Annotated in this window: 29 protein-coding genes; 13 read left to right on the top strand and 16 right to left on the bottom strand. The window is 71.5% G+C overall.

Annotated features, from left to right (window positions below):
- The first annotated feature begins 1 nt into the window (after window position 1).
- From JAP66_RS17305 to JAP66_RS17295, 3 genes are read left to right on the top strand one after another with little or no spacing between them, the layout of a single operon-like run.
- Window positions 2–994: a branched-chain amino acid ABC transporter permease gene (locus JAP66_RS17305; RefSeq protein ID WP_199432792.1), complete on the top strand. Its 993-nt coding sequence runs from the start codon at window positions 2–4 to the stop codon at window positions 992–994.
- Window positions 984–1838 carry an ABC transporter ATP-binding protein gene (locus tag JAP66_RS17300; protein WP_199432791.1) on the top strand — a complete coding sequence of 285 codons (855 nt, stop codon included), beginning with the start codon at window positions 984–986 and terminating at the stop codon, window positions 1836–1838. The genes JAP66_RS17305 and JAP66_RS17300 overlap by 11 nt, the downstream gene beginning before the upstream one ends.
- Window positions 1831–2559: an ABC transporter ATP-binding protein gene (locus JAP66_RS17295; RefSeq protein ID WP_199432790.1), complete on the top strand. Its 729-nt coding sequence runs from the start codon at window positions 1831–1833 to the stop codon at window positions 2557–2559. Before JAP66_RS17300 ends, JAP66_RS17295 begins: the two co-directional genes overlap by 8 nt.
- Window positions 2560–2725: 166 nt before the next feature.
- Here JAP66_RS17295 and JAP66_RS17290 read toward each other — a convergent pair whose 3' ends face one another.
- On the bottom strand, window positions 2726–3985 hold the full coding sequence (locus tag JAP66_RS17290; RefSeq protein WP_199432789.1) for an ABC transporter substrate-binding protein: 1260 nt from the start codon (window positions 3983–3985) through the stop codon (window positions 2726–2728).
- Between the two features lie 229 nt (window positions 3986–4214).
- On the opposite strand from JAP66_RS17290, the gene JAP66_RS17285 reads away from it, so the two are divergent.
- From JAP66_RS17285 to bcp, 3 genes are all read left to right on the top strand, one after another.
- Complete coding sequence (locus tag JAP66_RS17285) at window positions 4215–4397, top strand: hypothetical protein (RefSeq protein ID WP_199432788.1); 183 nt, start codon at window positions 4215–4217, stop codon at window positions 4395–4397.
- A gap of 209 nt (window positions 4398–4606) precedes the next feature.
- Window positions 4607–5158 (top strand): DUF4352 domain-containing protein, encoded by a 552-nt coding sequence (locus JAP66_RS17280; protein ID WP_307849599.1) that lies wholly within the window; start codon window positions 4607–4609, stop codon window positions 5156–5158.
- A 30-nt stretch (window positions 5159–5188) separates the two neighbouring features.
- Window positions 5189–5668: a thioredoxin-dependent thiol peroxidase gene (gene bcp, locus JAP66_RS17275; RefSeq protein ID WP_199432787.1), complete on the top strand. Its 480-nt coding sequence runs from the start codon at window positions 5189–5191 to the stop codon at window positions 5666–5668.
- On the opposite strand, the gene rdgB is transcribed toward bcp, so the two are convergent.
- Both rdgB and rph read right to left on the bottom strand, forming a co-directional pair.
- Entirely contained in the window at window positions 5652–6266 is a 615-nt protein-coding gene (rdgB, locus tag JAP66_RS17270; RefSeq protein ID WP_199432786.1) for an RdgB/HAM1 family non-canonical purine NTP pyrophosphatase, read from the bottom strand. The two genes, bcp and rdgB, sit on opposite strands and share 17 nt — an antisense overlap.
- Window positions 6263–7042, bottom strand: coding sequence for a ribonuclease PH (gene rph / locus JAP66_RS17265; RefSeq protein ID WP_199432785.1), 780 nt, complete (start codon window positions 7040–7042; stop codon window positions 6263–6265). The genes rdgB and rph overlap by 4 nt, the downstream gene beginning before the upstream one ends.
- Before the next feature lie 56 nt (window positions 7043–7098).
- Here rph and JAP66_RS17260 point away from each other — a divergent pair, with 56 nt between their 5' ends.
- Window positions 7099–7926: a hypothetical protein gene (locus JAP66_RS17260; protein ID WP_199432784.1), complete on the top strand. Its 828-nt coding sequence runs from the start codon at window positions 7099–7101 to the stop codon at window positions 7924–7926.
- A gap of 96 nt (window positions 7927–8022) precedes the next feature.
- Here the strand turns inward: JAP66_RS17260 and JAP66_RS17255 are convergent, their stop codons facing one another.
- The 9 genes from JAP66_RS17255 to clpS all read right to left on the bottom strand — a co-directional run bounded on the left by JAP66_RS17255 (window position 8023) and on the right by clpS (window position 14061).
- Window positions 8023–8793 carry an MBL fold metallo-hydrolase gene (locus tag JAP66_RS17255; RefSeq protein ID WP_199432783.1) on the bottom strand — a complete coding sequence of 257 codons (771 nt, stop codon included), beginning with the start codon at window positions 8791–8793 and terminating at the stop codon, window positions 8023–8025.
- A 38-nt stretch (window positions 8794–8831) separates the two neighbouring features.
- On the bottom strand, window positions 8832–9632 hold the full coding sequence (murI, locus tag JAP66_RS17250; RefSeq protein WP_199432782.1) for a glutamate racemase: 801 nt from the start codon (window positions 9630–9632) through the stop codon (window positions 8832–8834).
- Window positions 9629–10222: a rhomboid family intramembrane serine protease gene (locus JAP66_RS17245; RefSeq protein WP_199432942.1), complete on the bottom strand. Its 594-nt coding sequence runs from the start codon at window positions 10220–10222 to the stop codon at window positions 9629–9631. Before JAP66_RS17245 ends, murI begins: the two co-directional genes overlap by 4 nt.
- A 127-nt stretch (window positions 10223–10349) precedes the next feature.
- Window positions 10350–11300: a PLP-dependent cysteine synthase family protein gene (locus JAP66_RS17240; protein ID WP_199432781.1), complete on the bottom strand. Its 951-nt coding sequence runs from the start codon at window positions 11298–11300 to the stop codon at window positions 10350–10352.
- 5 nt (window positions 11301–11305) lie between these two features.
- On the bottom strand, window positions 11306–11584 hold the full coding sequence (locus JAP66_RS17235) for a MoaD/ThiS family protein (RefSeq protein ID WP_199432780.1): 279 nt from the start codon (window positions 11582–11584) through the stop codon (window positions 11306–11308).
- Between the two features lie 72 nt (window positions 11585–11656).
- Window positions 11657–12121 (bottom strand): M67 family metallopeptidase, encoded by a 465-nt coding sequence (locus tag JAP66_RS17230; RefSeq protein WP_199432779.1) that lies wholly within the window; start codon window positions 12119–12121, stop codon window positions 11657–11659.
- Between the two features lie 91 nt (window positions 12122–12212).
- Window positions 12213–13226, bottom strand: a complete 1014-nt coding sequence (locus JAP66_RS17225; RefSeq protein ID WP_307849598.1) for a P1 family peptidase — start codon at window positions 13224–13226, stop codon at window positions 12213–12215.
- Window positions 13223–13780, bottom strand: coding sequence for a DUF2017 domain-containing protein (locus JAP66_RS17220; protein WP_199432778.1), 558 nt, complete (start codon window positions 13778–13780; stop codon window positions 13223–13225). The genes JAP66_RS17225 and JAP66_RS17220 overlap by 4 nt, the downstream gene beginning before the upstream one ends.
- On the bottom strand, window positions 13777–14061 hold the full coding sequence (clpS, locus tag JAP66_RS17215) for an ATP-dependent Clp protease adapter ClpS (protein WP_199432777.1): 285 nt from the start codon (window positions 14059–14061) through the stop codon (window positions 13777–13779). Before clpS ends, JAP66_RS17220 begins: the two co-directional genes overlap by 4 nt.
- Window positions 14062–14165: 104 nt before the next feature.
- Here clpS and JAP66_RS17210 point away from each other — a divergent pair, with 104 nt between their 5' ends.
- From JAP66_RS17210 to JAP66_RS17200, 3 genes are read left to right on the top strand one after another with little or no spacing between them, the layout of a single operon-like run.
- A complete protein-coding gene (locus JAP66_RS17210) occupies window positions 14166–15464 on the top strand; it encodes a nicotinate phosphoribosyltransferase (protein ID WP_199432776.1) in 1299 nt (432 codons plus the stop codon).
- A 34-nt stretch (window positions 15465–15498) separates the two neighbouring features.
- Window positions 15499–16071, top strand: a complete 573-nt coding sequence (locus JAP66_RS17205; protein WP_199432775.1) for a nicotinamidase — start codon at window positions 15499–15501, stop codon at window positions 16069–16071.
- Window positions 16068–17015 (top strand): sugar kinase, encoded by a 948-nt coding sequence (locus JAP66_RS17200; RefSeq protein ID WP_199432774.1) that lies wholly within the window; start codon window positions 16068–16070, stop codon window positions 17013–17015. The genes JAP66_RS17205 and JAP66_RS17200 overlap by 4 nt, the downstream gene beginning before the upstream one ends.
- Window positions 17016–17026: 11 nt before the next feature.
- Here JAP66_RS17200 and JAP66_RS17195 read toward each other — a convergent pair whose 3' ends face one another.
- Complete coding sequence (locus JAP66_RS17195; RefSeq protein WP_235999087.1) at window positions 17027–17701, bottom strand: hypothetical protein; 675 nt, start codon at window positions 17699–17701, stop codon at window positions 17027–17029.
- A gap of 192 nt (window positions 17702–17893) precedes the next feature.
- Between JAP66_RS17195 and JAP66_RS17190 the strand changes: the two genes are divergently transcribed.
- Window positions 17894–18481 carry a biotin transporter BioY gene (locus JAP66_RS17190; RefSeq protein ID WP_199432773.1) on the top strand — a complete coding sequence of 196 codons (588 nt, stop codon included), beginning with the start codon at window positions 17894–17896 and terminating at the stop codon, window positions 18479–18481.
- 62 nt (window positions 18482–18543) lie between these two features.
- Here JAP66_RS17190 and JAP66_RS17185 read toward each other — a convergent pair whose 3' ends face one another.
- The gene (locus JAP66_RS17185) at window positions 18544–20400 is read right to left on the bottom strand and encodes a glycerophosphodiester phosphodiesterase (protein ID WP_199432772.1); all 1857 of its coding nucleotides are present in this window, start codon (window positions 20398–20400) and stop codon (window positions 18544–18546) included.
- Between the two features lie 163 nt (window positions 20401–20563).
- Here JAP66_RS17185 and JAP66_RS17180 point away from each other — a divergent pair, with 163 nt between their 5' ends.
- A complete protein-coding gene (locus JAP66_RS17180; protein ID WP_199432771.1) occupies window positions 20564–22618 on the top strand; it encodes an ATP-dependent DNA helicase in 2055 nt (684 codons plus the stop codon).
- A 127-nt stretch (window positions 22619–22745) separates the two neighbouring features.
- A complete protein-coding gene (locus JAP66_RS17175; RefSeq protein ID WP_235999086.1) occupies window positions 22746–23018 on the top strand; it encodes a hypothetical protein in 273 nt (90 codons plus the stop codon).
- 32 nt (window positions 23019–23050) lie between these two features.
- Here the strand turns inward: JAP66_RS17175 and JAP66_RS17170 are convergent, their stop codons facing one another.
- Window positions 23051–23830, bottom strand: a complete 780-nt coding sequence (locus JAP66_RS17170) for a peptidyl-tRNA hydrolase (RefSeq protein WP_199432769.1) — start codon at window positions 23828–23830, stop codon at window positions 23051–23053.
- Entirely contained in the window at window positions 23827–25056 is a 1230-nt protein-coding gene (gene serB, locus JAP66_RS17165) for a phosphoserine phosphatase SerB (RefSeq protein ID WP_199432939.1), read from the bottom strand. Before serB ends, JAP66_RS17170 begins: the two co-directional genes overlap by 4 nt.
- Window positions 25057–25065 lie beyond the last annotated feature (9 nt).

Below are 25065 nucleotides of genomic sequence, written 5' to 3'. Positions count from 1 at the left end.
AATGGACTGGGAAGTAATCCTCTCCGACGCGCTTCGGTCGGGCATCGGGCCGATCGCCGCGGTCTACGCGCTCGCCGCCATCGGGCTGAACCTGCACTTCGGCTACACCGGCCTGCTGAACTTCGGCCAGATCGGCTTCATGCTGGTCGGCGCCTACGGCGTGGCGGCCTCGGTGTCGACGTTCGGGTTGTCGCTGTGGGCCGGCGTGCTCGTCGGCCTCGCCTGCTCGGTGGTGCTCGCGCTGCTGCTCGGCATGCCCACACTGCGGCTACGGGCCGAGTACCTCGCCATCGCCACCATCGCCGCAGGCGAGATCCTCCGGCTGTTCTACCGATCGACCTGGGCCGAGCCGGTGACCGGCGGGGTGTACGGCCTGCAGCAGTTCGCGGACGACTTCTTCGACGCCAACCCCATCCCGCGCGACTCCTACGGCTTCTGGCTGATCAACTTCAGCTCGCGGGACCTGTGGGTGCTGCTGGTCGCGTGGGGACTCGTCGCGCTGTTCGCGGGCATCATGGCCCTGATGGTGCACAGCCCCTGGGGTCGCGTCATCCGGTCCATCCGCGAGGACGAGGACGCTGTGCGCAGCCTCGGCAAGAGCGTCTACGCGTACAAGATGCAGAGCCTGGTGTTCGGGGGGGCGATCGGGTCGATCGCAGGCATGATGCTGGCCATCCAGAACCAGTCGGTGAACGCCGACACCTACAACCCGGTCGAGACGTTCTTCCTCTACACGCTGCTGGTACTCGGCGGCGCCGGGCGGGTACTCGGTCCCATCATCGGATCGATCCTGTTCTGGGCCGTGCTGACGTTCTTCGACAGCGCGCTACGGCAGGCGATCGGCGCCGGGTACATCTCACCGGACGTGCTCAGCGCCGGAGAGGTCGGCGCCGTGCGGTTCGCGCTCGTCGGGCTGGGACTGATGCTGCTGGTGATCTTCCGGCCACAGGGGATCGTCGGTAGCCGGAGGGAGATGCTGCTCGATGTCCGATAACTCGGCCACCACGGCGCTGGCCGGGCTCGACTGCGAGCCCGGGGTGCGCAAGCCCGACCCCCTGCTGGTGGTCGACGGCGTGACCCGCGCGTTCGGTGGGCTCACCGCCGTGCACGTGGACAACCTCGAGGTGCAGCGCGGCGCCATCACAGGGCTCATCGGCCCCAACGGCGCAGGTAAGACGACGCTGTTCAACGTCCTCAGCGGCTTCGATCGCGCCGACCACGGCCACTGGACGTTCGACGGGCGGGACATCACCGGCCGCGCGGCACACCGCGTCGCGCGGCAGGGCCTCGTGCGCACGTTCCAGCTCACCAAGACGCTGTCGAAGCTCACGGTGCTGGAGAACATGAAGCTGGCGGCGACCGGCCAGCGCGGTGAGCGCATGGCGCTCTCGCTCCTGCCACCGCTGTGGCGGGGGCAGGAGAAGGACATCGTGCGGCGCGCCGACGAGCTGCTGGAGCGCTTCCGGCTCTCGCACATGCGCGAGGAGTACGCCGGCACGCTCTCCGGCGGCCAGCGGAAACTGCTGGAGATGGCCCGCGCGCTCATGGTGCGCCCCAAGATGATCATGCTCGACGAGCCGATGGCGGGGGTGAACCCGGCGCTGACGCAGTCGCTGCTCGGGCACATCACCGACCTGCGGGACGAGGGCATGACCGTGTGCTTCGTCGAGCACGACATGGACGTCGTGATGGGTATCAGCGACTGGGTCGTCTGCATGGCGGAGGGTAGCGTCGTGGCCGAGGGGCCACCGCAGGCCGTCGGGAAGAACCCGGCCGTGATCGACGCCTACCTCGGCAGGCACCACGACGAACCGGAGAACGAGGCTGACGATGGATGAACCACTGCTGGTGGCCGACGAGATCGTCGCCGGATACGTCACGGGTGTCGACGTGCTCCGGGGCTGCGGCGCCGAGCTGGGCGCCGGCGAGATCGTCGGCGTGATCGGTCCCAACGGCGCCGGGAAGTCCACGCTGGTCAAGGCCATGTTCGGGCTGCTGCGCGTGCGCACCGGCTCGGTGCGGCTGCGCGGCGAGGACGTGACCAACAAGCCCGCGCACGAGTTGGTCTCACGCGGCATCGGCTACGTGCCACAGCGACAGAACGTCTTCCCCACGCTCACCGTGGAGGAGAACCTGCGCATGGGTACGTACCTGCGGCCGAAGCAGTTCGCGAGCAGGACGGAGTTCGTCGAGGAACTGTTCCCGCTGCTGGCGAAGCGCCGGCAGCAGAAGGCCGGGTCGATGTCCGGCGGCGAGCGCCAGATGCTGGCGATGGGCAGGGCCCTGATGATGGAACCGGAGGTGCTGCTGCTCGACGAGCCGTCGGCCGGCCTCTCCCCCGCCTACCAGGACCAGGTCTTCGCGCGGGTGAAGGAGATCAACTCCACCGGTGTCGCGATCTTCATGGTCGAGCAGAACGCCCGCCGGTGCCTGCAGATCTGCGACCGCGCCTACGTGCTCGACCAGGGCACCAACGCCTACACCGGCACCGGCACGAACCTGCTGCACGACGAGAAGGTCATCGAGTTGTACCTCGGCACCCTCGCCAGGGTGCGCTGAGCCGAGAGGCTGTCCTCGAACCTGCTGAAGCAGACCAGACACGCTGTCTGCGCAGGTCACCGGTCGTGAGTGAGGAGCCGCGTTCTAACTCGGCTGAACACTCACGAGAGGTGACCAGGCCGCCTTCCGTGCCGGGGCACGGAAGGCGGCCCTTCCTTCAGGGGGTTCAGGCCTCGCCGGTGCTGACCTCGGTGCGCACCGTCTGTAGCTCGCCGGAGTCGTTGTAGGTGTAGACCTCGATCTCCGCCTGACCAGGCTCACCTTCCTCGACGAAGTCGAGCGGACCGCTCACACCGTCGTAGTCGATGTCCGTGCCCTCGTCGATCAGCGCCTTGCAGTCGGCGAACGACGAGCACTTCTCGCCGTCCTTGGTGACACCGTTGACCTCAGGGGCGAACGTCCCCGGGTCGTCGGAGTTCGCCTGCTCGGCGGCGAGCGCGATGATGGTCACGCAGTCGAAGACCTGCGGGGCGAACTGCAGCTCCTCGAGGTCGGGAGCGAACTCCTTGAGCTGCTTCACGTACTCCTCGTTGGAGCCCGATGCGGGCGCGGTGCCCTTCATGCCCGAGATCCGCGAGGGATCGTTCGGCGCCACCAGCGACGCCAGCTCCTCGCTGCGCAGGCCATCGGCACCGTAGACGCCGATCTGCTGCGGCCCGGCACCCGCCTCGATCATGCTCTGCAGGATCTGCGTGCCCTCCTCGAACGCGACCACGACGGCCGCATCCGGGTTGGAGTTCTTGACCTGCTGCGCGAGCTGGTCGAAGTTGGTCGCCTCGGCGTCGTAGGTCTGCGAGAGCACGACCTCGGCCCCGTCCGCCTCCAGCGCCTTCTTCGTGGACTCCATCAGGCCCTTGCCGTAGTCGTCGGCTCGGGCGACGATCGCAACCCGGTTGTGCCCGTCCTCCCGGACCACCTTCGAGAGCACGGGGCCCTGCAACGCGTCGCTCGGCGCGGTGCGGAAGTAGAAGCCGCCGTCGTCGTAGTCGGTGAACGTGGGCGCGGTGTTCGAGCCCGAGCACTGCACGACGCCGGAGCCGGTCACCTTGTCGATGAAGGCCAGCGACATGCCCGAGGCCGCCGCGCCGATCACGGCGTCGACCCCGCTCGCGAGGACGCGGTCCGCGGACTGGGCCGCGACACCTTCCTGACCGGCCTCGTCACCGGCGACGACCTCGGGGATCTGCTGCCCGAGCACCCCGCCGGCGTCGTTGATGGTCTTGATCGCGTACTTCGCCGACTGGATCTGCGGTGGTCCCAGGAAGGCGAGCTGGCCGGTCTCCGGCAGGACGTATCCCAGCTTGAGCACCCCGTCGCCACCGTCGGACGACTGCCCGCCACCTTCATCACCACCGCCACATGCGGTGACGATCAAGGCTGTTGCGCTCAGGAGGATCGCTGACCGCCAGAGATTTGACGCCCGCATATCCGCCTCCCCTCATTCCAGGAATGAATATGGGCGGCCGACCGGCGTACAGCGTACGACGTCTTCCGCCCGCTTGATCCTCAAGAGCGTAGAGGTGTCCGTACGTTCGGTGAACAGCAAATGTCCGATTGATATGTGCCGTTGACCCGCGCCCGCCCTCTGCCATCCGGATCGTCACGTGGAGTAACGTCAGGGGCGCAGTACGCCGACTATCAGCGGAGGTCGCGCCATGCCGACACGCAACCCCCTCCGCTGGCTCGCGCGCTGGGCGGACTGGTTCGAGATGCGCGGCGTCTACGTTCCCGGCGAGGACAGCCGCACGGTGGACCCGTGGCGGGACTTCGGCTGGCTGATCGTCGCCTGGCTGACCGGCCTCGCCATGTTCGTTCTCTTCTTCGCCTTCGCCGTCTGAGCCTTCACCCCGACGTGACACCCTGACGTGACATTGGTCACGGGCGGTACCGTCACGATCACGGCGAGGACACAGGCGTACACCAGGTGCGCGTCGACGCCGCGATCATGCTGGCACGTGCCCGCGACCGCCGTCAGAGTGGAGCGGGGAGGCGGCTGTCGCCACCGAACGGACCAGTTACCCACAGCGACCGGAGTAAGGAGGGCGCGGTGCGAAGAACGCCCAAGCCCATCCTGGTGGTGCTGTGCGCACTGCTCGGCGTCACCGCGTGCGGCACCTCCGCCGCGGACGACGACGCGACGACCGCACCGGCAAGCGCCTCGAGCGCGCCGACCGCCGGCAAGGAACGCACGACGACCCCCAGCGGCACGGTCGTGGACTTCGGGTCCGACCACCGGTTCAGCTCCGGCCTCGTGGTCACCGTCTCTCCGCCGAACACGTTCCGGCCGAGCGAGAGCGCCTACCCGCAGTCAGCACGGGCCGCCGCCTTCGGCATTGCCATCTACAACAACGGCGAGAAGCCGTACCGCCTCTCCAGCCTTTCGGTGACCGCCATGATCGGCGACCGGACCGCGGAGCAGGTGGTCGACGCGACCCGCGGCTACAACGGCATCGTGGACGCCGACAAGGACGTACAGCCGGGACAGACGGTCAGGGTGGTGCTCGCCTTCGCCGTGCCGGAGCAGCCCACGCCGGTGCGGCTCTGCCTCCGCCCCGACGCGGCCACGTCCACGACGGCCGTGTACGGCGGCTCGGTGTGAGCGGCCAGTACCGGCCGATAAGCTTGCCGCATGACCGAGCAGAAACGGCTTGAGCCCGGCGACCCGGCGCCCGACTTCACCCTCCCCGACAGTGCGGGGAACAAGGTCTCGCTTTCCGGCTTCCGCGGCCGGTCCGTCGTCGTGTACTTCTACCCCGCCGCGGGCACGCCCGGCTGCACCAAGCAGGCGTGCGACTTCCGCGACAGCCTCGCCGAGCTGAACGACGCCGGCTACCAGGTGCTCGGCGTCTCACCGGACAAGCCGGAGAAGCTGGCCAGGTTCGCCGAGGCGGAGGGCCTGACGTTCCCGCTGCTGTCGGACCCGGACAAGACCGTGCTCACCGAGTGGGGTGCGTTCGGCGAGAAGAAGAACTACGGGCGCGTGGTGCAGGGCGTGATCCGCTCCACGTTCGTGGTGGACCCGGACGGCCGGATCGCCAGGGCGCTCTACAACGTCCGCGCCACCGGACATGTGGCCAAGCTGCTCAAGGACCTCAAGATCGCCGGCTGAGCTCGCGCAGGTGGGGCAGCAGGGCACGCAGCGCCCGGCCCCGGTGCGAGGCCACGTCCTTCTCCGCAGGCTCCAGCTCGGCTGAGGTCCGGGTCTCGCCCTCCGGCACGAAGATCGGGTCGTAGCCGAAGCCGTGCTTGCCGCGCGGCCGCCGGATCAGCGTGCCGCGCCACTTCCCGCACACCACGACCTCCTCGACGTCCGGCACGACGAAAGCGGCGGCGCAGACGAAGGCCGCGCCGCGGCGCTCGTCGGGCGTGTCCGCGAGCTGGTCCAGCACCAGCTCCAGGTTGGCCCGGTCGTCGCCGTGGCGACCCGCCCAGCGGGCGGACAGCACGCCCGGCATCCCGTTCAGCGCGTCGACGGTGAGCCCCGAGTCGTCGGCGACGGTGGGCAGGCCGGTGGCGCCGGCGGCGTCGTGTGCCTTGGCGAGCGCGTTCTCCTCGAACGTGGCACCGGTCTCCGGCGCCTCAGGGAACTCGTCCACATCGGACAGCCCGAGCACCTCGATGTCGCCGACGCTCGACCCGACGAGGATTCGTCGCAGCTCGTCGAGCTTCTTCGCGTTGCGGGTCGCCAGCAGCAGCCTGGCCGTCACTTGGCGCCCTTGGACTTCTTCGCCGGAGCCGGCTCGGGCAGCGTCCCGGGATACGGCAGCGCCAGCGCCTCCACCTGCTTGCGCGCGAGATCCGCGCAGCCGGCGAGGGCGATGTCCAGCATCTTGTCCAGAGTGGACCGGGTGAAGGTGGCACCTTCACCGGTGCCCTGCACCTCGATGAGGGTGCCTACGTCGGTGGCCACGACGTTCATGTCGACCTCCGCGCGCGAGTCCTCCTCGTAGGGGAGGTCCAGCCGCACCCGGCCGTCGACCACGCCCACGCTGATCGCGGAGACCGCCGCGGACAACGGCTTGGGGTCGGCCAGCTTGCCGGCTGCACCCAGCCAGGTGATCGCGTCGGCGAGCGCGACGTAACCGCCGGTGATCGCCGCCGTCCTGGTCCCCCCGTCGGCCTGCAGCACGTCGCAGTCGATGACGATCGTGTTCTCGCCGAGCGCCGCCAGGTCGATACAGGCGCGCAGGGAGCGGCCGATCAGCCGGCTGATCTCGTGCGTGCGGCCGCCGATCCGGCCCTTGACCGACTCGCGGTCACTGCGCGTGTTGGTGGCCGACGGGAGCATCGCGTACTCGGCGGTCACCCAGCCGAGGCCGGAGCCTGCCCGCCAGCGGGGCACGCCCTCGCTGACGCTGGCCGCGCACAGCACCCTCGTCGCACCGAACTCGATGAGCACCGAGCCCGCGGGCCACTGCTGGAATCCGCGCGTGATCCGTACCTCGCGGAGCTGGTCGTCGTTCCTGCCGTCTTTTCGTGCCACGGGGGCAGCGTAGTCGTTCGGTTGTCGGCCGAGGGCGAACGGGCTAAGGTCCGCGCATGCGTGCCGCCGTCGTCACGATCGTCGCCGTGCTGCTGTGCGTGGTGCTCGTTCCGCCGGCAGGCGCCGAGCGGCACGGCGCGGCCGGTTGCGCCGCGACCCTCGACTGCACGGCCGAGGACATCAACCTGATGACGATGCCGGAGCGGCTGGAGTTCCTCCGTGCCCTCTCGGAGGGTCCCGCCGCGGAGATCATCCCCGGCTACACCCACCGCTGGCGCAACATCGAGGGCATCATCGGCTTCTTCCGCGATCACGGCATGGGCGCACCCGGCAGCTGGGTGTCCTATGTAGACGCGGGGATCGTGGAGGGCATCGAGCGCGGGATCGCGATCGCCGCGGGCCGTGGTGGCGGTACCTTCGGCAACCCCGGCGCCGCGCTGTGGGCGGACTACCTGACCGGGTTGCGCGAGGGCAGGCTCGCCGGCCGCTCGGCGCACGACCGGGCCTGGAGCCTCGCCGAGCAGGCCTCCACCGAGCACGGCGTGGCCCTCGCCGAGCAGGTGCACGGTATCGCCGCGACGGCCGTGGAGCGGCGCTTCTTCGGCTACTCCGAGTTCTACCGCTGGACGCTGCGTAACCGGCCGTTCCTGCTCGATGTGATCTCCCCCGGCCCTGGGCCCGGCGAGCAGCGGCAGCTCACGTTCCTGGACTGGTTCACCGACGTCGGCAACGACGTGCCGAGCCGCAGGGGCGCCGAACTGGCGCTCGACATGGCGGAGTTCGACGCCGTGGGCGGCACGGTGAGCATGCTGGCCCTCTTCCACGCCTACGCCGCCGCCCTTTCTGGACCGAGCCGCAATGTTTCCGCAGCTCACCGGTCGTGAGTGCGCACGCGAGTTCTAACTCGTGTGCGCACTCACGAAAGGTGACCAGGCACGACGCCGCGCCTGCGGGGGACCAGGACAGGCGATGAGGGCGGCCTACATGTCGTACCGGGCGCCCTGCTCGGCGAGGTCGGCGGGACCGGAGAAGGCGGCACGGGCCTCCGCGAGCACGGCCCGCCGGTCGCACCACGGCGCGACATGGGTGAGCAGCAGGCGGCCTGCCCCCGCACGCTCGGCCAGCTCACCGGCGTGCCTGCCGGACAGGTGCACCCCGGGCGGGCGGTCGGGCGCGTCGGTCCAGGACGCCTCGGCGAGCAGCACGTCGACACCGGCGGCGAGTTCGTCCAGCGCCGCGCACGGTCCCGTGTCGCCGGTGTAGGCGAACGTCGTGCCCCCGGCCGAGACGCGTACGCCGAACGCCTCCGTGGGATGCACGACCGGGACCACCCGCAGCTCGAACGGCCCGATCCGCGGCGTGCCTGCCGCCAGCGGGTGGAACTCGTAGACGTCGGAGAGGTCGGTCTCCAGCCGCTCCGACTCGTGCGGCGCGTAGGCGTTGGCCAGCCGGCGCGGGGCCTCCTCCGGCGCGTACACCGGCAGCCTGCGCGGGCGCGTGCCGTACGGCGGGTCCGGGTGGTAGCGACGCAGCACGGTCAGCGCGCTGAAGTCCGCGCAGTGGTCGGGATGCAGGTGCGTGAGCAGGAGCGCGTCCAGGTCGAACGGGTCGCGGACGGCCTGCAGCTGCGCGAACGCGCCGTTGCCCAGTTCGACGCCCAGCACGAATCCATCGGCCTCGAGCAGGTAACCGGACGCCGCCGCGTCCGGGCCGGGGACGCTGCCGGAGCAGCCAAGGATGGTCAGTCGCACGATCGACACCCTGCCACGCGGGTGGCCGTCCGCGCGCGTCACGCGGGCGTGGGAACGCCCACTCCGCCGGGAAGGCCCATGAAGCGCTGCGCCAGGCGGGTGAACGGCTCGGTGGACCCGGTGGCGACGAACTCGTGCCGCGGCGCCTCCTGCCGCGCGGCGAGCAGGTCCCGTTCGGTGAGCACGCGGACCACGTCCTTCGCAGTCTCCTCGGCGCTGGAGACGAGGGTCACGTCGGCCCCCATCACGATCTGGAGCACGCCGGTGAGCAGCGGGTAGTGGGTGCAGCCGAGGACCAGGGTGTCGACCTCGGCCCGCAGCAACGGCTCCAGGTAGCCCTGCGCGAGCCCGAGCACCTGCCGGCCCGAGGTGATCCCGCGCTCGACGAAGTCCACGAAGCGCGGGCACGCGACGCTGCTCAGCCGCACGTCCCTGGCCGCGGCGAACGCGTCGTCGTAGGCGCGCGAACGCACGGTGCCCTCGGTGCCGATGAGCCCGATCCGCCCTGAGTGCGTCGCGGCCACCGCCCGGCGCACAGCAGGCAGCACGACCTCCACGACCGGGATGTCGTAGCGCTCCCGCGCGTCGCGCAGGCACGCGGCCGAGGCCGTGTTGCAGGCGATGACCAGGGCCTTGACCCCGTCGGCGACCAGGCCGTCCAGTGCGCGCAGTGCCAGCTCGCGGGCTCGCGCGATCGGCAGCGGGCCGTACGGGGCGTGCAGCGTGTCCCCGACGTAGCGCAACCGCTCACCGGGCAGCTGGTCGGCGACCGCGCGCGCGACGGTCAGCCCGCCTACGCCGGAGTCGAAGATCCCGATGGGTGCGTCGGCGTGGCTCACGTCTGGAGATTACCGGGTGCCTTCGACTGCCGGGCACGGTCGGCCCTGGCCACGATCCACGCCGCCAGCACGCCGCCGAGAGCGCCGAAGAGGTGTCCCTGCCACGACACGCCGGGAGTGCCGGGCAGCACGCCCCACAGCATCCCGCCCCAGACGAACAGCAGCACCGCGGCCACGGCGAGCTGGCCGACGCTGCGGCTGAAGACACCCCGCACCAGCAGGTACGCGAGCCAGCCGAAGGCGAGCCCGGACGCGCCGATGGTGATGACCGACGGTGGCGCGGTGAGCCACACCCCGAGCCCACCTACCATCCAGATCGTGGCGGTCACGGCGATCCACTGACCGATGCCACCCGCCAGCGCGAGGAAGGCGAAGACCAGCACCGGAACGGTGTTGGCGAACAGGTGCGACCAGTCGCCGTGCAGCAACGGAGCCCACGCGATGCCGTCGAGACCGGCAAGCGAGCGTGCCCGGATGCCACCGTGGTCGAGGTTCGCGGGCAGCAGCACGTCGATGAGTTCGACGAGGTAGAGCAGCACCACGAACGACAGCGAGATGATGCCGGCGGCCAGCGGTCGTGGCGGGAGGATGCGCTTGGCGCGGTCGGGCCGCCCGGGGCGGGCGTTACCTGCGGGCTGCGGCTGCGTACTCACCCCACCAGGCTACGTCGCGCGCACGACGCGGTCGTCGGGAGAAAACCCTGAGATCGCCCTGAGCTCAGGCCCAGAGCTGGCCGTCCAGGCGTTCGGCGGCCTCGTCGAGGGAGCCGCTGTAGGCGCCGGTGGAGAGGTACTTCCAGCCTGCGTCGGCGACGACGAAGGCCACGTCGGCCTGCTCGCCCTTCGCCACGGCCTTCTCGGCCACCGCCATCGCCGCGTGCAGCACGGCCCCGGTCGAGATGCCGGCGAAGATGCCCTCGTTCTCGAGCAGTTCCCGGGTGCGCCGCAGCGCGTCGTACGCGCCGACGGAGAACCGGCCGTTGAGCACGTCCGGGTCGTAGAGCTCGGGCACGAAGCCCTCGTCGAGGTTGCGCAGGCCGTAGACCAGCTCGCCGTAGCGCGGCTCGGCGGCGATGATCTGCACGTCCGGCTTCTGTTCGTGCAGGTAGCGGCCGACGCCGACGAGCGTGCCGGTGGTGCCGAGGCCGCCGACGAAGTGCGTCAGCGTCGGCAGGTCCTTGAGCAGCTCGGGCCCGGTGCCGTAGTAGTGCGCGTCGGCGTTGGCCGGGTTGCCGTACTGGTAGAGCATCACCCAGTCCGGATTGGACTCGGCCAGCTCCTTCGCGCGGCGCACGGCCTCGTTGGAGCCGCCCGCCGCCGGCGAGTACACGATGCGGGCGCCGTAGGCCTGCAACAACTGCTTGCGTTCCGCCGAGGTGTTCTCCGGCATCACGCACACCAGGCCGTAGCCCTTGAGCTTCGCGGCCATGGCCAGCGAGATCCCGGTGTTGCCCGAGGTCGGTTCGAGGATGGTCGAGCCCCGCTGCAGTCTGCCGTCGCGCTCGGCGGCCTCGATCATGGCCAGCGCGGGCCGGTCCTTGATCGAACCCGTCGGGTTGCGGTCCTCCAGCTTCGCCCACAGCCGCACGTCCCGCGAAGGGGACAGCCGGGGCAGCCCGACCAGCGGCGTGCCGCCGAGCGCGTCGAGCAGGGACTCGTAGCGAGTCATGGCCGTCAGCGGGCGCCGCCGGCAACCGCGGGCAGGATCGTCACCGTGTCACCGTCCTTGACCTCGGCGTCGAGGCCGCCTGCGAAGCGGACGTCCTCGTCGTTGACGTAGACGTTGACGAAGCGGTGCAGCTTCTCGTCCTTGACCAGGCGATCCTTCAGCCCACCGTGCTTGGCCTCGATGTCGTCGATCACCTCCAGCACCGTCTTCCCGGACGCCTCGACGGACTTCTCGCCGCCGGTGTGGGTCCGCAGGATGGTCGGGATGGAGACGTTCACGGCCATGGGGTTACCTCCGCTCGGGTTTTACGACAGGTCAGACGCTCGTGTACGCGGGGGTATTCCCGCGCGCTCCGCTCAGGCGTCGGGGAGGTCGTCACTGCCGGTGTTGGCGAACATGTACGACTCGACGACCTCGACCGGCTCCTCGGTGACGACACCGTTGACGATGCGGTAGGAGCGGAAGTCGTGCTCCTCCGGGTCCCGGGTGGAAACCAGCACGTAATGCGCGAACGGCTCCTGCGCGAGCTTCACGTCGGTACGAGACGGATATGCCTCGGTGGCGGTGTGCGAGTGGTAGATGACGACGGGTACCTCGTCGTTGGCGTCCATCTCGCGGTAGAGCCTGAGCAGGTCCGCCGAGTCGAACTCGTAGAACGTCGGCGAGCGCGCCGCGTTGAGCATCGGGATGAACCGCTCCGGCCGGTCGGTACCGTCGTCCGGACCCGCGATGACGCCGCACGCCTCGTCCGGGTGGTCCCGCCGGGCGTGCTCGACGATCGCGTCCACGAGGTCACGGCGGATCCGAAGCACGCTGCACATCCTACTTCGTGGGCCAGAGGTGTTCACACCGTGAGACGAACCACTCACCACGCTCGTGAGTGGCCACGCGAGTTCTAACTCGTGTGCGCACTCACGAGGGCGCCGACGTCTCGGGCCACACGTCGCGGTACGCGGGCAGCCCGGCGACGGAGGTCGCGGCCAGCAGCCCGTGCACCAGTGCTCGCGCGAAGACCCGTGCGGCGGCGGAGCACAGTGCGTCGAGCGCGGCCGCCCTGCCGACGTCGCCGATCGGCCCCTCCGCACGCGACAGTTCGCGCGCCCCGGTGGCCAGCGCGAACACGGTGTCGCCGTCGAACATGGTGTGCGCCGGGCGCACGGCGCGGGCGAGACCGTCCTGCGCCGCGACGGCGAGCCGCCGGCACTCCGCCTTCGACAGCGCGGCGTCCACCGCGAGCACGCCGATCGTCGTGTTCAGGTCCGGGGGCGCGGCGGACAGCTCGGCGGGACGGCCCGGCCAGCGGGCGACCCCGAACTCGCCTTCGTGCTCGTGGTCCGCGGCGAACGGCTCGCCGGTGTCCAGCCGCACGGCCTCGCCGGAGGCGTTGAGCACCGCAAGCGCGCCGACGACGAACCCGTCCACCACCTCGCTGGCCGTGCCGACACCGCCCTTCAGCGAGCCGACCTGTGCGCCGGTTCCCGCGCCGACCGTTCCCTGCCCGACCGGCCCGTCCAGGGCCGCCGCGCAAGCGGCGTAGCCGAAGGAGGTGTCCGGGCGGTTGCCCCAATCGCTCCGGGGCAGGTCGAAGATCACCGCGGCGGGCACGATGGGCACCACCTCGTGCGGCTCGCGGCCGACCGGAAAGCCCAGGTCACGCTCCCCCAGCCAGCGCATCACGCCGTCCGCCGCGGCGAGGCCGTAGGCGCTGCCACCGGAAACGCAGACGGCGTTGACCCGCTGCACGAGGTTCTCCGGTTCGAGCAGGTTCGTCTCCCGGGTGCCGGGAGCGCCGCCCCGCTGGTCGACGGCGGCCACGGCCCCGTCCGGCACGAGCACCACCGTGGTGCCGCTCGCCCAGCCCGAGCCGAGCCGGTGATGGTGCCCGACGAGGACGCCGGGCACATCGGTGATCGCGTTGTGCCTCACTCGGACAGCGCCTGTACGAGGCTCTCCTGCACCCAGGTCAGCCAGTGATAGACGCCGAGATGCGGCGCGCGGGGATCGTCCTCGGGCAGCTCTTCCGGCATGTCCTCGGCGACGTCGAGCGCGGTCCCCAGCGCCAGCCGCACGTCGTTGAGCGCGGAGAGCCACGCGTCGGCCTGCTCGTAGGTGAGCCGGACGTCGCCACCCTCGGGCGGCAGCGTGCGCATCATCTCCGCGGCGACGCCGACCTTCGCCTCCAGCACCTCGGGCTCGTGCAGCGAGCGCAGCGCCGCCGCGGAGTCGAGGTCCTCCTTGCTCGGGTTGTCCGGATCCAGCCTGTGGAAGTCCGGCAGCAGGCGCGACAGGACCGGGTCGTGGGGCGACTCGGAGGGGCCGGTACGGATTCCGGTCAGCTCGCTCAGCTCGTCCTCCGGCGCCTCGTCGCCACGAGCGCGCAGCATGTCGTCGACCTGGCTGACGAGGCCGCGCAGTACGGCGGCCTCCTGCTGCTCGAACTCGGCGAGCACCTTCGCGCCCTTGCGGCGCCAGCCCTTCACGGCTGCTCCATCGTGGCCCACAGGCCGGCAGCGTGCAGCTTCGCGACGTCGCCCTCGACCTTTTCCTTGGTACCGGAGGACACCGTGGCCTTTCCCTTGTGGTGCACGTCGAGCATCAGCTTCGTGGCGTGCTCCCTGCTGTACCCGAAGATCTTCTGCAGCACGTATGTCACGTACGACATCAGGTTGACCGGGTCGTTCCACACGATGGTCTGCCACGGTCTGTCCCCGGCACCCACATCGGCACCGAGTGTCTCTTCGGCCTCGACAGGCGTGGTCATGACTCCATGGTGTCACGACCAACACAGGGGGTGGGCGCCGAGGGTTGGCCATGTGGGTGAATCCCCGCGGTCGACGAGTCGTGGCGGTGAATAGGCTGACCGGCATGGCCCCATCGGATACCGCCGGAACCAGCACCGCTCTGCTCACCGACCACTACGAGCTGACGATGCTGGCCAGTGCACTGGCCGACGGCACAGCCGAGCGCGGCTGCGTGTTCGAGGTGTTCGCCCGCAGGCTTCCCGCCGGGCGCCGGTACGGGGTGGTCGCGGGAATCGCCCGCGTTCTCGACGCCATCGCGGACTTCCGGTTCACCGACGCCGAGCTGGCCCAGCTGGAGGCCACGGCCGTGGTGGGCGGCGAGACGCTGGACTGGCTGGCCGACTACCGCTTCACCGGTGACGTCGACGGCTACCCGGAGGGCGAGCTGTACTTCCCCGGCTCCCCGATCCTCACCGTGCGCGGCAGCTTCGCCGAGTCGGTGGTGCTGGAGACGCTCGTGCTGTCGATCCTCAACCACGACAGCGCGGTCGCCTCGGCGGCCGCCCGCATGTCGAGCGCGGCGCACGGCAGGCCGATCATCGAGATGGGCGGGCGGCGTACCCACGAGCACGCCGCGGTCGCCGCCGCCCGCGCCGCCTACCTCGCCGGGTTCGCCACCACGTCGAACCTCGAGGCCGGGCGCCGCTACGGGATTCCGACCAGGGGCACCGTCGCGCACGCGTTCATGCTGCTGCACGACACCGAGGAGGCCGCGTTCCGCGCGCAGGTCGACAAGATGGGTCCCGACACCACCCTGCTGGTGGACACCTACGACATCACCGCGGGCATCGAGACCGCGGTGCGTGTCGCAGGCCGCGAACTGGGCGCGGTCCGCATCGACTCGGGCGACGTCGGGCCACTGGCCCGCAAGGCCCGCGAGCAGCTGGACTCGCTGGGCGCCAAGGACGCGCGGATCGTCGTCTCCGGCGACCTCGACGAGCACGCCATCGCCGCGCTGCGGGCCGAACCGGTCGACGCCTACGGAGTCGGCACGTCGGTCGTCACCGGATCCGGCGCGCCGACCGCGGGCATGGTCTACAAGCTCGTCGAGGTGGCGGGCAGGCCGGTCGCCAAACGCAGCGAGGACAAGGCCTCCCGTGGCGGGCGCAAGTCGGCGCTGCGCAGGCACAAGCAGACCGGCACCGCGCTGGAGGAGGTCGTTTACCGGACGGCGTCGCCACCGGAGCTCGGACCGTACGACCGCGAGCTGCACATCCCGCTGCTGCGAGCTGGACAACCGGTGGAGGACCTGCCCACCCTGGACGATGGAAGGCAACGGCTGCGCCGCGCGCTGGTGAGCCTGCCGTGGGAAGGGCTGAAGCTCTCCGGCGGCGACCCGGCCATCCCGACCACCTTCAGCTGAGCGCCCGGTCTTCCGGGCAAGAGGAGGAGGATCCATGGCTACCGCGCTGATCGTGGTGGACGTGCAGAACGACTTCTGTGAGGGCGGCTCGCTCGCGGTGGACGGCGGCGCCGGAGTGGCCGCCGCCATCTCCGAGCACATCCACTCCAGCGACTACTCGCACGTCGTGGCCACCAGGGACTACCACATCGACCCCGGCGCGCACTTCAGCGACGAGCCCGACTTCGTGCGGTCGTGGCCACCGCACTGCGTCGCGGGCACCGGCGGCGCCGCCTTCCGTCCCGAGCTGGACATCACGCCGATCACCGCCGTGTTCTCCAAGGGCCAGTACAGCGACGGCTACTCCGGCTTCGAGGGCGAGACCGACCAGGGTGAGCGCATCGCCGACTGGTTGCGTTCCCGGGGCGCCGACCGGGTGGACATCACCGGGATCGCCACCGACCACTGCGTGCGCGCGACGGCCGTCGACGCCGCGCAGGCCGGTTTCTCCGTGCGTGTGCTGGCGGACCTCACGGCCGGAGTCTCGCAGTCCTCTGTGGACTCCGCGCTGGCGGAGATGCGGACCGCGGGGGTCGAGGTCACGGGTACCCCGCGGGTCGGTTCGTGAGCGGAGGCGGCCTGCTGACGTTCGGCGAGACCATCGCCGCGTTCAGCACGGAGTCGGGCAGGCTCCGTCATGCCAGCACGGTGAGCGTCGGCATCGCCGGGGCCGAGTCCACCGTCGCCATCGGCGTCCGCAGGCTCGGCTCCCTGGCCGCCTGGGCGGGGCGGGTGGGCGCCGACGAGCCCGGCTCGCTGGTGCTGTCCCGGATCCGCGCGGAGGACGTCGACATCTCCGGCGCCAGGACCGACCAGGATGCGCCGACCGGCCTGCTGCTCAGGGACTTCCGTGCGGCCGACGCCACGCGGGTGGCCTACTACCGCCACGGCAGCGCCGGTTCCCGGCTCAGCGCCGAGGACGTCTGCGAGGACCGGGTCCGCGCCGCCGGGGTGCTGCACCTGACCGGCATCACGCCCGCGCTGTCGAAGACGGCCGCCGACGCGGTGTTCGCGGCGATCGAGGTCGCGCGGGAGGTGGGCGTTCCGGTGTCCTTCGACGTGAACTACCGGCACGCGTTGTGGCCTCCCGAGGAGGCCAGGGACGTGCTGCGCGAGCTGGTGACGAAGGCCGACATCGTGTTCGCCGGTGACGACGAGGCACGGGTGCTCGGGTTCGAAGGACCCGCCACCGAACTCGCCGCCACGCTGGCGGCGATGGGGCCCGAGCAGGTGCTGGTCAAGCTCGGGCCGCGCGGAGCCGTCGCGGAGCTGGACGGGGCGCGCTACGACGTGCCGGTGTATCCGGTGCGGGCGGTCGATCCGGACGGGGCAGGGGACGCGTTCGTCGCGGGCTATCTCGCCGACCTGCTCGCCGGCGCGCCGCCCGAGCGGCGGGTCCGCACCGCCGCGGCGTGCGGCGCCTTCGCGGTCTCCGTGGTCGGCGACTCCGACGCGCTACCCGACCGCGACGAGCTCAGCCAGCTCTCCGGAGCGGGCCGCATCCCCCGCTGACCGCCTCGCGATCAGGCCGCGTAGGGATCGCAGGTCGCGGTGCCCACGAAGATGTCGCCGCCGCCCGGGCCACCCTGCGGGAACAGCTTGATGTGCAGGGCGTGCGTGGTGAGGCTGCCGTCCGGCGGGGTCGGCGCCACGAGCTCGTTGAGCACGAGCTCCGCCATCGGCGGGTCGCCCTCGGCCCTGCCGGGGATCGTGATGGTGTGCTCCGGCGGGATCTCCGAGGGCAGCCGGAAACCGGAGACACCGCTCAGCTCGACGTAGCCGCTGCTGCCGTTGCCGGTGGTCCGGCATTCGGCGGAGAAGTTGCGCACGCGCAGCACCGGTCCGCCGAACTGCCGCAGCACCTCGGTCTCGAAGCGCCTCCCGGATGCCTTCGCCGTGGAAACGCCGTCGGCGTCGCGGGCGCACGTCGTGTCGCCGCTGCCGTAGCTGGTGTGCCTGCCCGCGCCCGAGCCGCGCGAGGAGTTCTCCGTCGGCCCCTCGACGTCACACTGCGCGATCGGCTCGGCCCGCGCGGGCGTGCCTGCGACCACGATGTCGACCGCGCCGAGCGAAGCGCCTGCCGTCGAGACCGGCTCCTGGGCCTGCGCCCCGGCCGGTGCCGCCAGCGATCCGCCGACCAGTGCCGCCGTCACCGCCGCCGTCACCGCCGTCACCGCCGACCTGCCGAACCTCGACATGCGCCACTCCTCCCAGCATCTCGTGAACCACGTTGGCCCCTCATCGACATCGGTCACCGTGCGCGGGGCCCTGACCCGGGCGGGCGTAATCCACCCGGTCGTGTGAGGTATGAGAAAGGCGACTTCCACGATCACGAACGGTGAGACCGGAGCTAGCCTGCCCGGGAATCAGCGCACAATCTGGAGGTCGTCGTGTCTTCCCTGCCCCTAGCCGCCCGCAGGCCGGTGCTGGCCGACCTGGTTCCGGGCACCCTCGTCCGCGACATCACGCTGGTGACGGCCGCCGCGGCGGTGACCGGCCTCGCCGCACAGGTGGTGTTCCCGGTGCCGGGCAGCCCGGTTCCGATGACGGGCCAGACGTTCGCGGCGCTGCTCGCCGGCGCGGCGCTCGGCTGGCAGCGCGGCGCAGCGTCGATGCTGCTGTACCTCGTCGTGGGCGCGGCCGGGGTGCCGTGGTTCAACGGCGGCAGCTCGGGGCTGACCGCCAGCGCCGGCTACGTCGTCGGGTTCGTCTTCGCGGGCGCGCTGGTCGGCGCCCTCGCCGCCCGCGGCGGCGACCGCACACCGCTGCGCACCGCCGGCACGATGGCGCTGGGCAACCTGGTGATCTACGCCGTCGGCGTGCCGTGGCTGATGGCCGCCGCGTCGTTCGACGTCGCGACGGCGCTGGGGAAGGGCGTCCTTCCGTTCGTGCTCGGCGACGCGCTGAAGATCGCACTCGCCGCGGCACTGCTGCCCGCCTCGTGGGCGCTGGCGCGCAGGTTCCGCGGCGAGGAGTAGCAGCCGAGAGCCCGGGCGGCGCTCGCCGCGCCGTACGCGGTGAGCGCCGCCCGGGGAGCAGATCAGCCCGCCCGCAGGGTGGCGAGGTCACCCAGCAGCACCCGTTGCTGCTCCGGGGTGAACGCCGCAGCGCGGACCGCGCGCCCGGCCAGGTCCCAGCGGCCCGCGTCGACGTGCCGCAGGATGGTCACGGCGTGCTGGGTCGCGATGTCCGCCTCAGCCACCAGCACCCGCACCCCGGTCACGTCGACCAGCACGTCGAACGCCGAGCTCGCCTCGACGGTGCCGCCGGGTCCGCTCGCGGTCGCGGACAGCTTGTGGGTTCCCGCGGGCAGCGTGCGCAGGTCCAGTGGCGTGCCCGGGTCGATCGGCTCGCCGTCGAGCTTCACGGTCACGGTCTCGGCGTCGCGGGCATCGATCGCGACGGCCGCGGACTCGTGGCGGCGCAGCTCGGCGCCGTCGGCCGGCGCGGCGACGGACACCGCGGGCTCGGCCGGCCGCGCCTGCTCGCTGCGCTGCCGCCAGCCGGAGAACTCCCCGGCCCGGTTGGTGATGACGGCGTCGACCCCGGCCGCGGTGAGCCGCTGCCAGCGCGCGGCGTCGTCGATCGTGTAGGGCATCACGGCGATCCCGGCCTCGTTCAGGTCCGCGACCACTCCCGGCCTGACGAGCAGCGCGTTCGCCGACGGGTTGTACGCCACGGCATCGAGCGCGCGGGCGACGGCCACCGGGTCGGCGTCCAGGCTCGACCGCAGCAGGCCGCGCGGGATCTGCGGCGCGAGCTCACGGGCGTCGCGGAGCACCTGCTCGTCGAAGCTCTGCAGCAGCACCTGCCCGGCCATGCCGCGCTCAAGGACCTCGGTGACGATCCCGCTCGTCTCGGCCCGGGTCTCCGGCCCCTTGACCTCCAGCAGCAGCGTCGAACCGGTGTCCTCGACCAGATCGAGCACCTCGCCGAGGGTCGGCACGCGCTGGCCTGCGAAGGCCGGGGAGAACCAGGATCCGGCATCGAGCCCGGTGACGTAGTCGGCGGTCAGGGCCGAGACCGCGCCGGAACCGTCGGTGGTGCGGTCGACGGTGGCGTCGTGCATCACCACCGGCACGCCGTCCGCGGTGGTGTGCGCGTCGATCTCGACGTATTCCGACCTGGCGCGGATACCGGCCTCGACGGCGGCGAGCGTGTTCTCCGGCGCGACGGAGGAGTACCCGCGGTGCGCGACGGTGAGCGGCAGCGCACCGTCGGGCCTGGTGATCGGCAGCGGCTCCAGCTCGGTCACCACCACGTCGTCGACGCTGATCCGGGCGCCGTCCGCGACGAAGCCGAGCACACCGTCCGCGCTGCGTGGCAGCTGCGTCGTGGTCAGCACGGTCTCGCCGTCGAAGCTCCAGCTCGCGCGGCTTCCGTGCACCTCGACGGCGACCCGGACGTCGCGGCCGGTGCCCGCGTCGGACGGAGCGGCCGCCGTATCGGTCACGTTCCAGGTCTCCCCGGCGGTGCGGACGGCGAACTCGATGCCGTTGCTCGCGCTCGACTGCGAGCGCATGATGGCCTGGCTCCACGGCACCGAGCCCGATGGGGCGATGTCGAGGACGATACCGGCCCACCGGCTCGCGTTGTTCACGGCGTCGAAGCGGATGGTCGCCTCGGCGCGGTAGTCGCTCAGGTGCGGGCCGAACGTGATCCTGGACCGCGCGCCAGGCTCGGTGTTGACCAGCCTGCCGTCGCTGACCTGCCACGCTCCGGCCGCCGCCGTCCAGCCGTCCGGCAGCCCTGAGCCCCCTGAGCCGTCGAAGGACTCGTCGACGACGACGTCGCCAGGGGCCGCCTGCGCGGTCGTCGCCACGGGAGCGGTGAGCAGTGCGGTTCCTGCGACGGCCAGTACGGCGCCGAGCAGCCGGAACGGAGTTCGTTGTGCCATGCGGTTTCCTTGATCGGGGGGTTCGGCGAGGCGGACGGACCGACGTTAGGCCGGGTTTCTGACCGTCCGGTGAGTGACGAATGGAACGTTCGTGATGATTCGGCGACCGGCGGGCGCCGACCGAGGGCGATCCTGACGGTGGGTGGCGGTAACGTCTGTCCCCGTGTCCGGCGATCGTTCAGCACTGCCCAGCGTCCGCGACCTCCTGGCGCACGCGGTCGACGCCGTCGGCGGCACCGAGCGTGAGGGCCAGGTGCGGATGGCGGAGGCGGTCGGCGAGACGATCCGCACCGGTGAGCATCTCGCCGTGCAGGCGGGTACCGGCACCGGCAAGTCGCTGGCGTACCTGGTGCCCGCGATCCGGCACGCGGTCGAGCGGGAGGCCACCGTGGTGGTCTCGACGGCCACCATCGCCCTGCAGCGGCAGCTCGTCGACCGGGATCTGCCCAGGCTGGCGAAGGCGCTGAAGAAGCCGCTAGGGCGGGAGCCCACGTTCGCGATCCTCAAGGGCAGGCGCAACTACCTTTGCCTGCACCGGCTCGACACCGGCGCACCGGAGGAACCCGAGGACACGTCGCTGTTCGACCCCTACGCCGTCTCGCGCCTCGGCCGGGAGGTCAAGCGCCTCCACGAGTGGTCGTCCGACACCGAGACCGGGGACCGCGACGAGCTGGTGCCGGGCGTGTCGGAGCAGGCGTGGCGGCAGGTGTCGGTCACCGCGAAGGAATGCCTCGGCGTGGCGCGCTGCCCGATCGGCACCGACTGCTTCGCCGAGCGCGCCCGCGGCGAGGCTGGCCGCGCGGACGTGGTGGTCACCAACCACGCCCTGCTCGCGATCGACGCGCTGCAGGATCACCAGGTGCTGCCCGAGCACGACCTGGTGATCATCGACGAGGCGCACGAGCTGGTCGACCGGGTGACGTCCGTGGCCACCGACGAGCTGACCAGCTCGATGATCTCCGCGGCCACCCGGCGCTGCGGCAAGCTCATCGACGCCGACGTCGCCGACCGGCTGCTGGAGTCCGGCGACGGCCTCGCGCTGGTGCTCGACGAGCTGCCGCCTGGCCGGATGGACACGCTGCCGCAGCCGCTGAACGGCGCGCTGACCGCCGTGCGCGACGCCGCCCACGCGTGCATCACCGCGCTCGGCTCGGAACGCAAGGAGGACGTCGAGGAGGCCACGGTGCGCAAGCTCGCCAGGTCCCTGCTCGACGAGGTGCACGACACGGCGGTGCGGCTGCTCGACGCGTTCGACGACGACCGGGCCGAGCAGCGCGACGTGGTGTGGCTCAGCGGCGACCAGCAGTCCGCGACCCCGCGCCCGCCGACGCTGCATGTCGCGCCGCTGGCCGTCGGCGGGCTGCTGCGGGAGCGGGTGTTCGGGCTGAGCACGGCGGTGCTGACCTCGGCCACCCTCACCCTGGGCGGCACGTTCGACACCCTCGCCCGGCAGTGGGGCCTGCCGCCCGCGGCGGAGCAGCGGCGGGCCAAGGTCGCGGGAACGGCGACGGACAAGGCCCCGCCCGGCGAGTCGGACGGCCCGCACTGGACCGGCATCGACGTGGGCTCGCCGTTCGACCACCGGCGCAACGGCATCCTCTACGTCGCCAAGCACCTGCCGCCACCCGGCCGCGACGGCCTCAGTGTGTCCACACTGGACGAGATCGCCGAGCTGATCGACGCGGCGGGCGGGCGCACGCTGGGGCTGTTCTCCTCGATGCGCGCCGCCAAGCAGGCCACCGACGAGCTGCGCGACCGCGTCGAACAGCCGATCCTGTGCCAGGGCGAGGACTCCACCTCGCTGCTCGTGCGCAAGTTCGCCGAGGATCCGCGAACCTGCCTGTTCGGCACGCTCTCACTGTGGCAGGGCGTGGACGTGCCGGGGCCCTCGCTGCAGCTGGTTCTCGTCGACCGGCTGCCGTTCCCCCGCCCGGACGACCCGGTGTCCTCCGCACGCCAGCGCGCCGTGGAGGCCCGTGGCGGCAACGGTTTCCTCACCGTAGCCGCCACGCACGCGGCGCTGCTGCTTGCGCAGGGCACCGGCAGGCTGCACCGCACCATCACCGACCGTGGCGTCGTCGCCGTGCTCGATCCGCGCCTTGCGACCGCCCGCTACGGCGGTTTCCTGCGCGCCTCGCTGCCGCCGTTCTGGCCGACCTCGGACCCGCAGGTCGCCCGCGACGCGCTGCGCAGACTTGATGCGGCCGCCCCGGCCTGAACGCCGGCAGCGGAGGGGCTTACGGTTGACGGAATTCCAACGCCGAGGGAGAAGGTTGTTGTCGCAGGACTCATCCAGCGCACGATCCCGGTCGGTCCGCGTCGACGACACCGGGGTGCGGCGCCAGTTGGCTGACGGTAGCGAAGAGTCCGTCACCTGGTCGGAGCTGTCCGCGGTGGTCGTGCGGGTCATTCCCGAGGGGCCGTGGAACGAGGACGTTTTCCTCATGCTGGCCGCCGCCGACGGCACCGGCACGGCCGTACCCAGCGGCGATCCGGCTGCCGACGCGCTCATCGAGCGGCTACAGACCCTGCCCGGCTTCGACCACGACAAGTTCGTCGAGGCGATGACCACCGACGCCGACGAGGCCTACGTCGTGTGGAAGGCCAACGGCTCGTGAGTGCCCACGCGAGTTCTAACTCGCGTGCGCACTCACGAGGGCTGGACGCGCGGGAGGTCTCGCCACTGCGCCACCACGGTCACCGTGCCCGGCTCCACCTCGGTGAACCCGGCGTCCCGGACGGCGATCACGCGGTGCCGCCGCCACACGTCCCGCGGGTCGGCGCCGGGATGCAGCGTGGCCCACTCGGCCTCGTCCGGAGTCCGCACCGCGCAGCGGTGACCGTGCCCGGCCCAGGCGGCGAGGTCGTCGGCTCCCAGCAGCGACGCCAGCAGCATCGTGGCGTGTCCCACCTGGGCGGCTCCCTTGCCGACGGTCATCGTGACCCGCGGGTTCAGCAGGAGCAGCGGCAGGCCGGCCGGCGCGGGACCGGGCTCGTCCGGCGGAACTTCGCTGCCGGAGATCTGTAGCCTGGCGACTTCCCTGGGCAGGTCGGCGACGCGGCACGGGAGCAGCGCACGAACCTCGGCACCGGCCACGCTCACCGTCACCCCTGGCAGTTCCTGCACGGCACGCCAGTGCGCACCCCTCGCGCGGCGGGCGACCTTGCGGATGTGGCCGGAGACCCAGGTGCTGACGGCCTCGTGCCATTCGCCACCCTCGGCCGAGCGCTCGTCGAGGCACACCGCCACCGCGGCACTCGCGGCCGCTTCGAGCAGCGGCGTCCGCGACGGCGGGCCGGTGCGCTCCATGCGCAGCACCAGCGGCATTGCCCACAGCTCGTCGGGCGCGGCCTCCGGGATCGCGGTCCGCTCGGCGGGCAGCCCGAGCCACTCGGCGTACCGGGCGGCCAGCGGGGCGAGCACGCTCATGGCCGGAGCAGTTCGAGGCCGTCGGCCGCGTCGGCGGCCTCGACCTCGGCCCGGGTGACACCCAGCATGAACAGCACGGCGTCCAGGTACGGGTAGGACAGTGCGGCGTCGGCGACCTCGCGCAGCGCGGGCTTGGCGTTGAACGCGATGCCCATGCCCGCGGCGGAGAGCATGTCGATGTCGTTGGCACCGTCGCCGACGGCCACGCACTGGCCGAGCGTGATGCCGAAGTCGGCGGCGAAACGGCGCAGCGCGGTCGCCTTGCCGGACCGGTCGACGATCTCGCCGAGCACGCGCCCGGTGACTCTGCCGTCCACGATCTCCAGGTCGTTCGCCGCCGCGAAGTCCAGCCCCAGCTCGTCGACGAGCCGGTCGATGATCCTGGTGAAGCCGCCCGACACCACGCCACAACGGAAGCCGAGCCGCTTGAGCGTGCGCACGGTCGTCCGCGCGCCGGGGGTCAGTTCGATGGCGTCGGCGACCTCGTCCAGCGCCGACTCGGGCAGGCCCTCCAGCAGCGCGACCCGGCGTTCGAGCGACTCGGTGAAGTTCAGCTCGCCCCGCATCGCCGCATCGGTGATCTCCCGCACCTGCGGCTCCACGCCGACGTGCGCGGCGAGCATCTCGATCACCTCACCCTGGATCAGGGTGGAGTCGACGTCGAACACGACGAGGCGCTTCGCGCGCCGCGACAGCCCGGCCCGCTCGATGGAGACGTCCAGCCCGCCGCGGGCGGCGACGTCGGCGAGCATCGAGCGCAGCTCGGTGTCCGCCTCGGGCGTGTCCTGGGTGACCGAGACATGCACCTCGAGCCCGGTGACCGGGTAGTCGGCGATGCTGCGGATCGAGTCGATGTTGGCGTTCACCGAAGCCAGCCTGCGGGCGATCGCCGTGAACGCACGCGCGGTCACCGGACGGCCGAGCACGACCATGACGTGACTGGACCCCTGCTTGCCCGGCGCGAAGGGGTCGGCACCGATGGCCGACCCGATCCGCACGTCGACGTGCATGGACACCGTCGCCATCGCCTGCTCGACGGCCTCCTGCAGGGCCTCCGGGTCGCCGTCCACGCCGGCGAGGACGCCGAGTACCAGCTGGCCGCGGATCACCACCTGCTCGATGTCGAGTACCTCGACACCGGGCTGCGCCAGCGCGGCGAACAGCACCGAGGAGACGCCGGGTTTGTCCGGGCCGGTCGTGGTGATCAGGACGGGCGTCGGGGGCACCGGCTGCTC

This window comes from Qaidamihabitans albus, from assembly GCF_016464705.1.
In the GTDB taxonomy this organism is placed as follows: Bacteria; Actinomycetota; Actinomycetes; order Mycobacteriales; family Pseudonocardiaceae; genus Qaidamihabitans; species Qaidamihabitans albus.
The sequence above is the reverse complement of the archived record's forward strand: the minus strand, read 5'-3'. Positions and strand labels throughout refer to the sequence as shown.

Excerpts from the sequence above, each read along its gene's own strand:
- JAP66_RS17305 (WP_199432792.1), top strand. The coding sequence starts at position 2 with ATGGACTGGGAAGTAATCCTCTCCGACGCGCTTCGGTCGGGCATCGGG.
- JAP66_RS17205 (WP_199432775.1), top strand. The coding sequence starts at position 15,499 with ATGGCTACCGCGCTGATCGTGGTGGACGTGCAGAACGACTTCTGTGAG.
- JAP66_RS17260 (WP_199432784.1), top strand. The coding sequence starts at position 7,099 with ATGCGTGCCGCCGTCGTCACGATCGTCGCCGTGCTGCTGTGCGTGGTG.
- JAP66_RS17195 (WP_235999087.1), bottom strand. The coding sequence starts at position 17,701 with ATGTCGAGGTTCGGCAGGTCGGCGGTGACGGCGGTGACGGCGGCGGTG.
- JAP66_RS17230 (WP_199432779.1), bottom strand. The coding sequence starts at position 12,121 with ATGTGCAGCGTGCTTCGGATCCGCCGTGACCTCGTGGACGCGATCGTC.
- JAP66_RS17210 (WP_199432776.1), top strand. The coding sequence starts at position 14,166 with ATGGCCCCATCGGATACCGCCGGAACCAGCACCGCTCTGCTCACCGAC.
- bcp (WP_199432787.1), top strand. The coding sequence starts at position 5,189 with ATGACCGAGCAGAAACGGCTTGAGCCCGGCGACCCGGCGCCCGACTTC.
- JAP66_RS17240 (WP_199432781.1), bottom strand. The coding sequence starts at position 11,300 with ATGACTCGCTACGAGTCCCTGCTCGACGCGCTCGGCGGCACGCCGCTG.
- JAP66_RS17290 (WP_199432789.1), bottom strand. The coding sequence starts at position 3,985 with ATGCGGGCGTCAAATCTCTGGCGGTCAGCGATCCTCCTGAGCGCAACA.
- JAP66_RS17295 (WP_199432790.1), top strand. The coding sequence starts at position 1,831 with ATGGATGAACCACTGCTGGTGGCCGACGAGATCGTCGCCGGATACGTC.
- clpS (WP_199432777.1), bottom strand. The coding sequence starts at position 14,061 with ATGACCACGCCTGTCGAGGCCGAAGAGACACTCGGTGCCGATGTGGGT.
- JAP66_RS17185 (WP_199432772.1), bottom strand. The coding sequence starts at position 20,400 with ATGGCACAACGAACTCCGTTCCGGCTGCTCGGCGCCGTACTGGCCGTC.
- JAP66_RS17300 (WP_199432791.1), top strand. The coding sequence starts at position 984 with ATGTCCGATAACTCGGCCACCACGGCGCTGGCCGGGCTCGACTGCGAG.
- JAP66_RS17170 (WP_199432769.1), bottom strand. The coding sequence starts at position 23,830 with ATGAGCGTGCTCGCCCCGCTGGCCGCCCGGTACGCCGAGTGGCTCGGG.
- JAP66_RS17235 (WP_199432780.1), bottom strand. The coding sequence starts at position 11,584 with ATGGCCGTGAACGTCTCCATCCCGACCATCCTGCGGACCCACACCGGC.
- JAP66_RS17285 (WP_199432788.1), top strand. The coding sequence starts at position 4,215 with ATGCCGACACGCAACCCCCTCCGCTGGCTCGCGCGCTGGGCGGACTGG.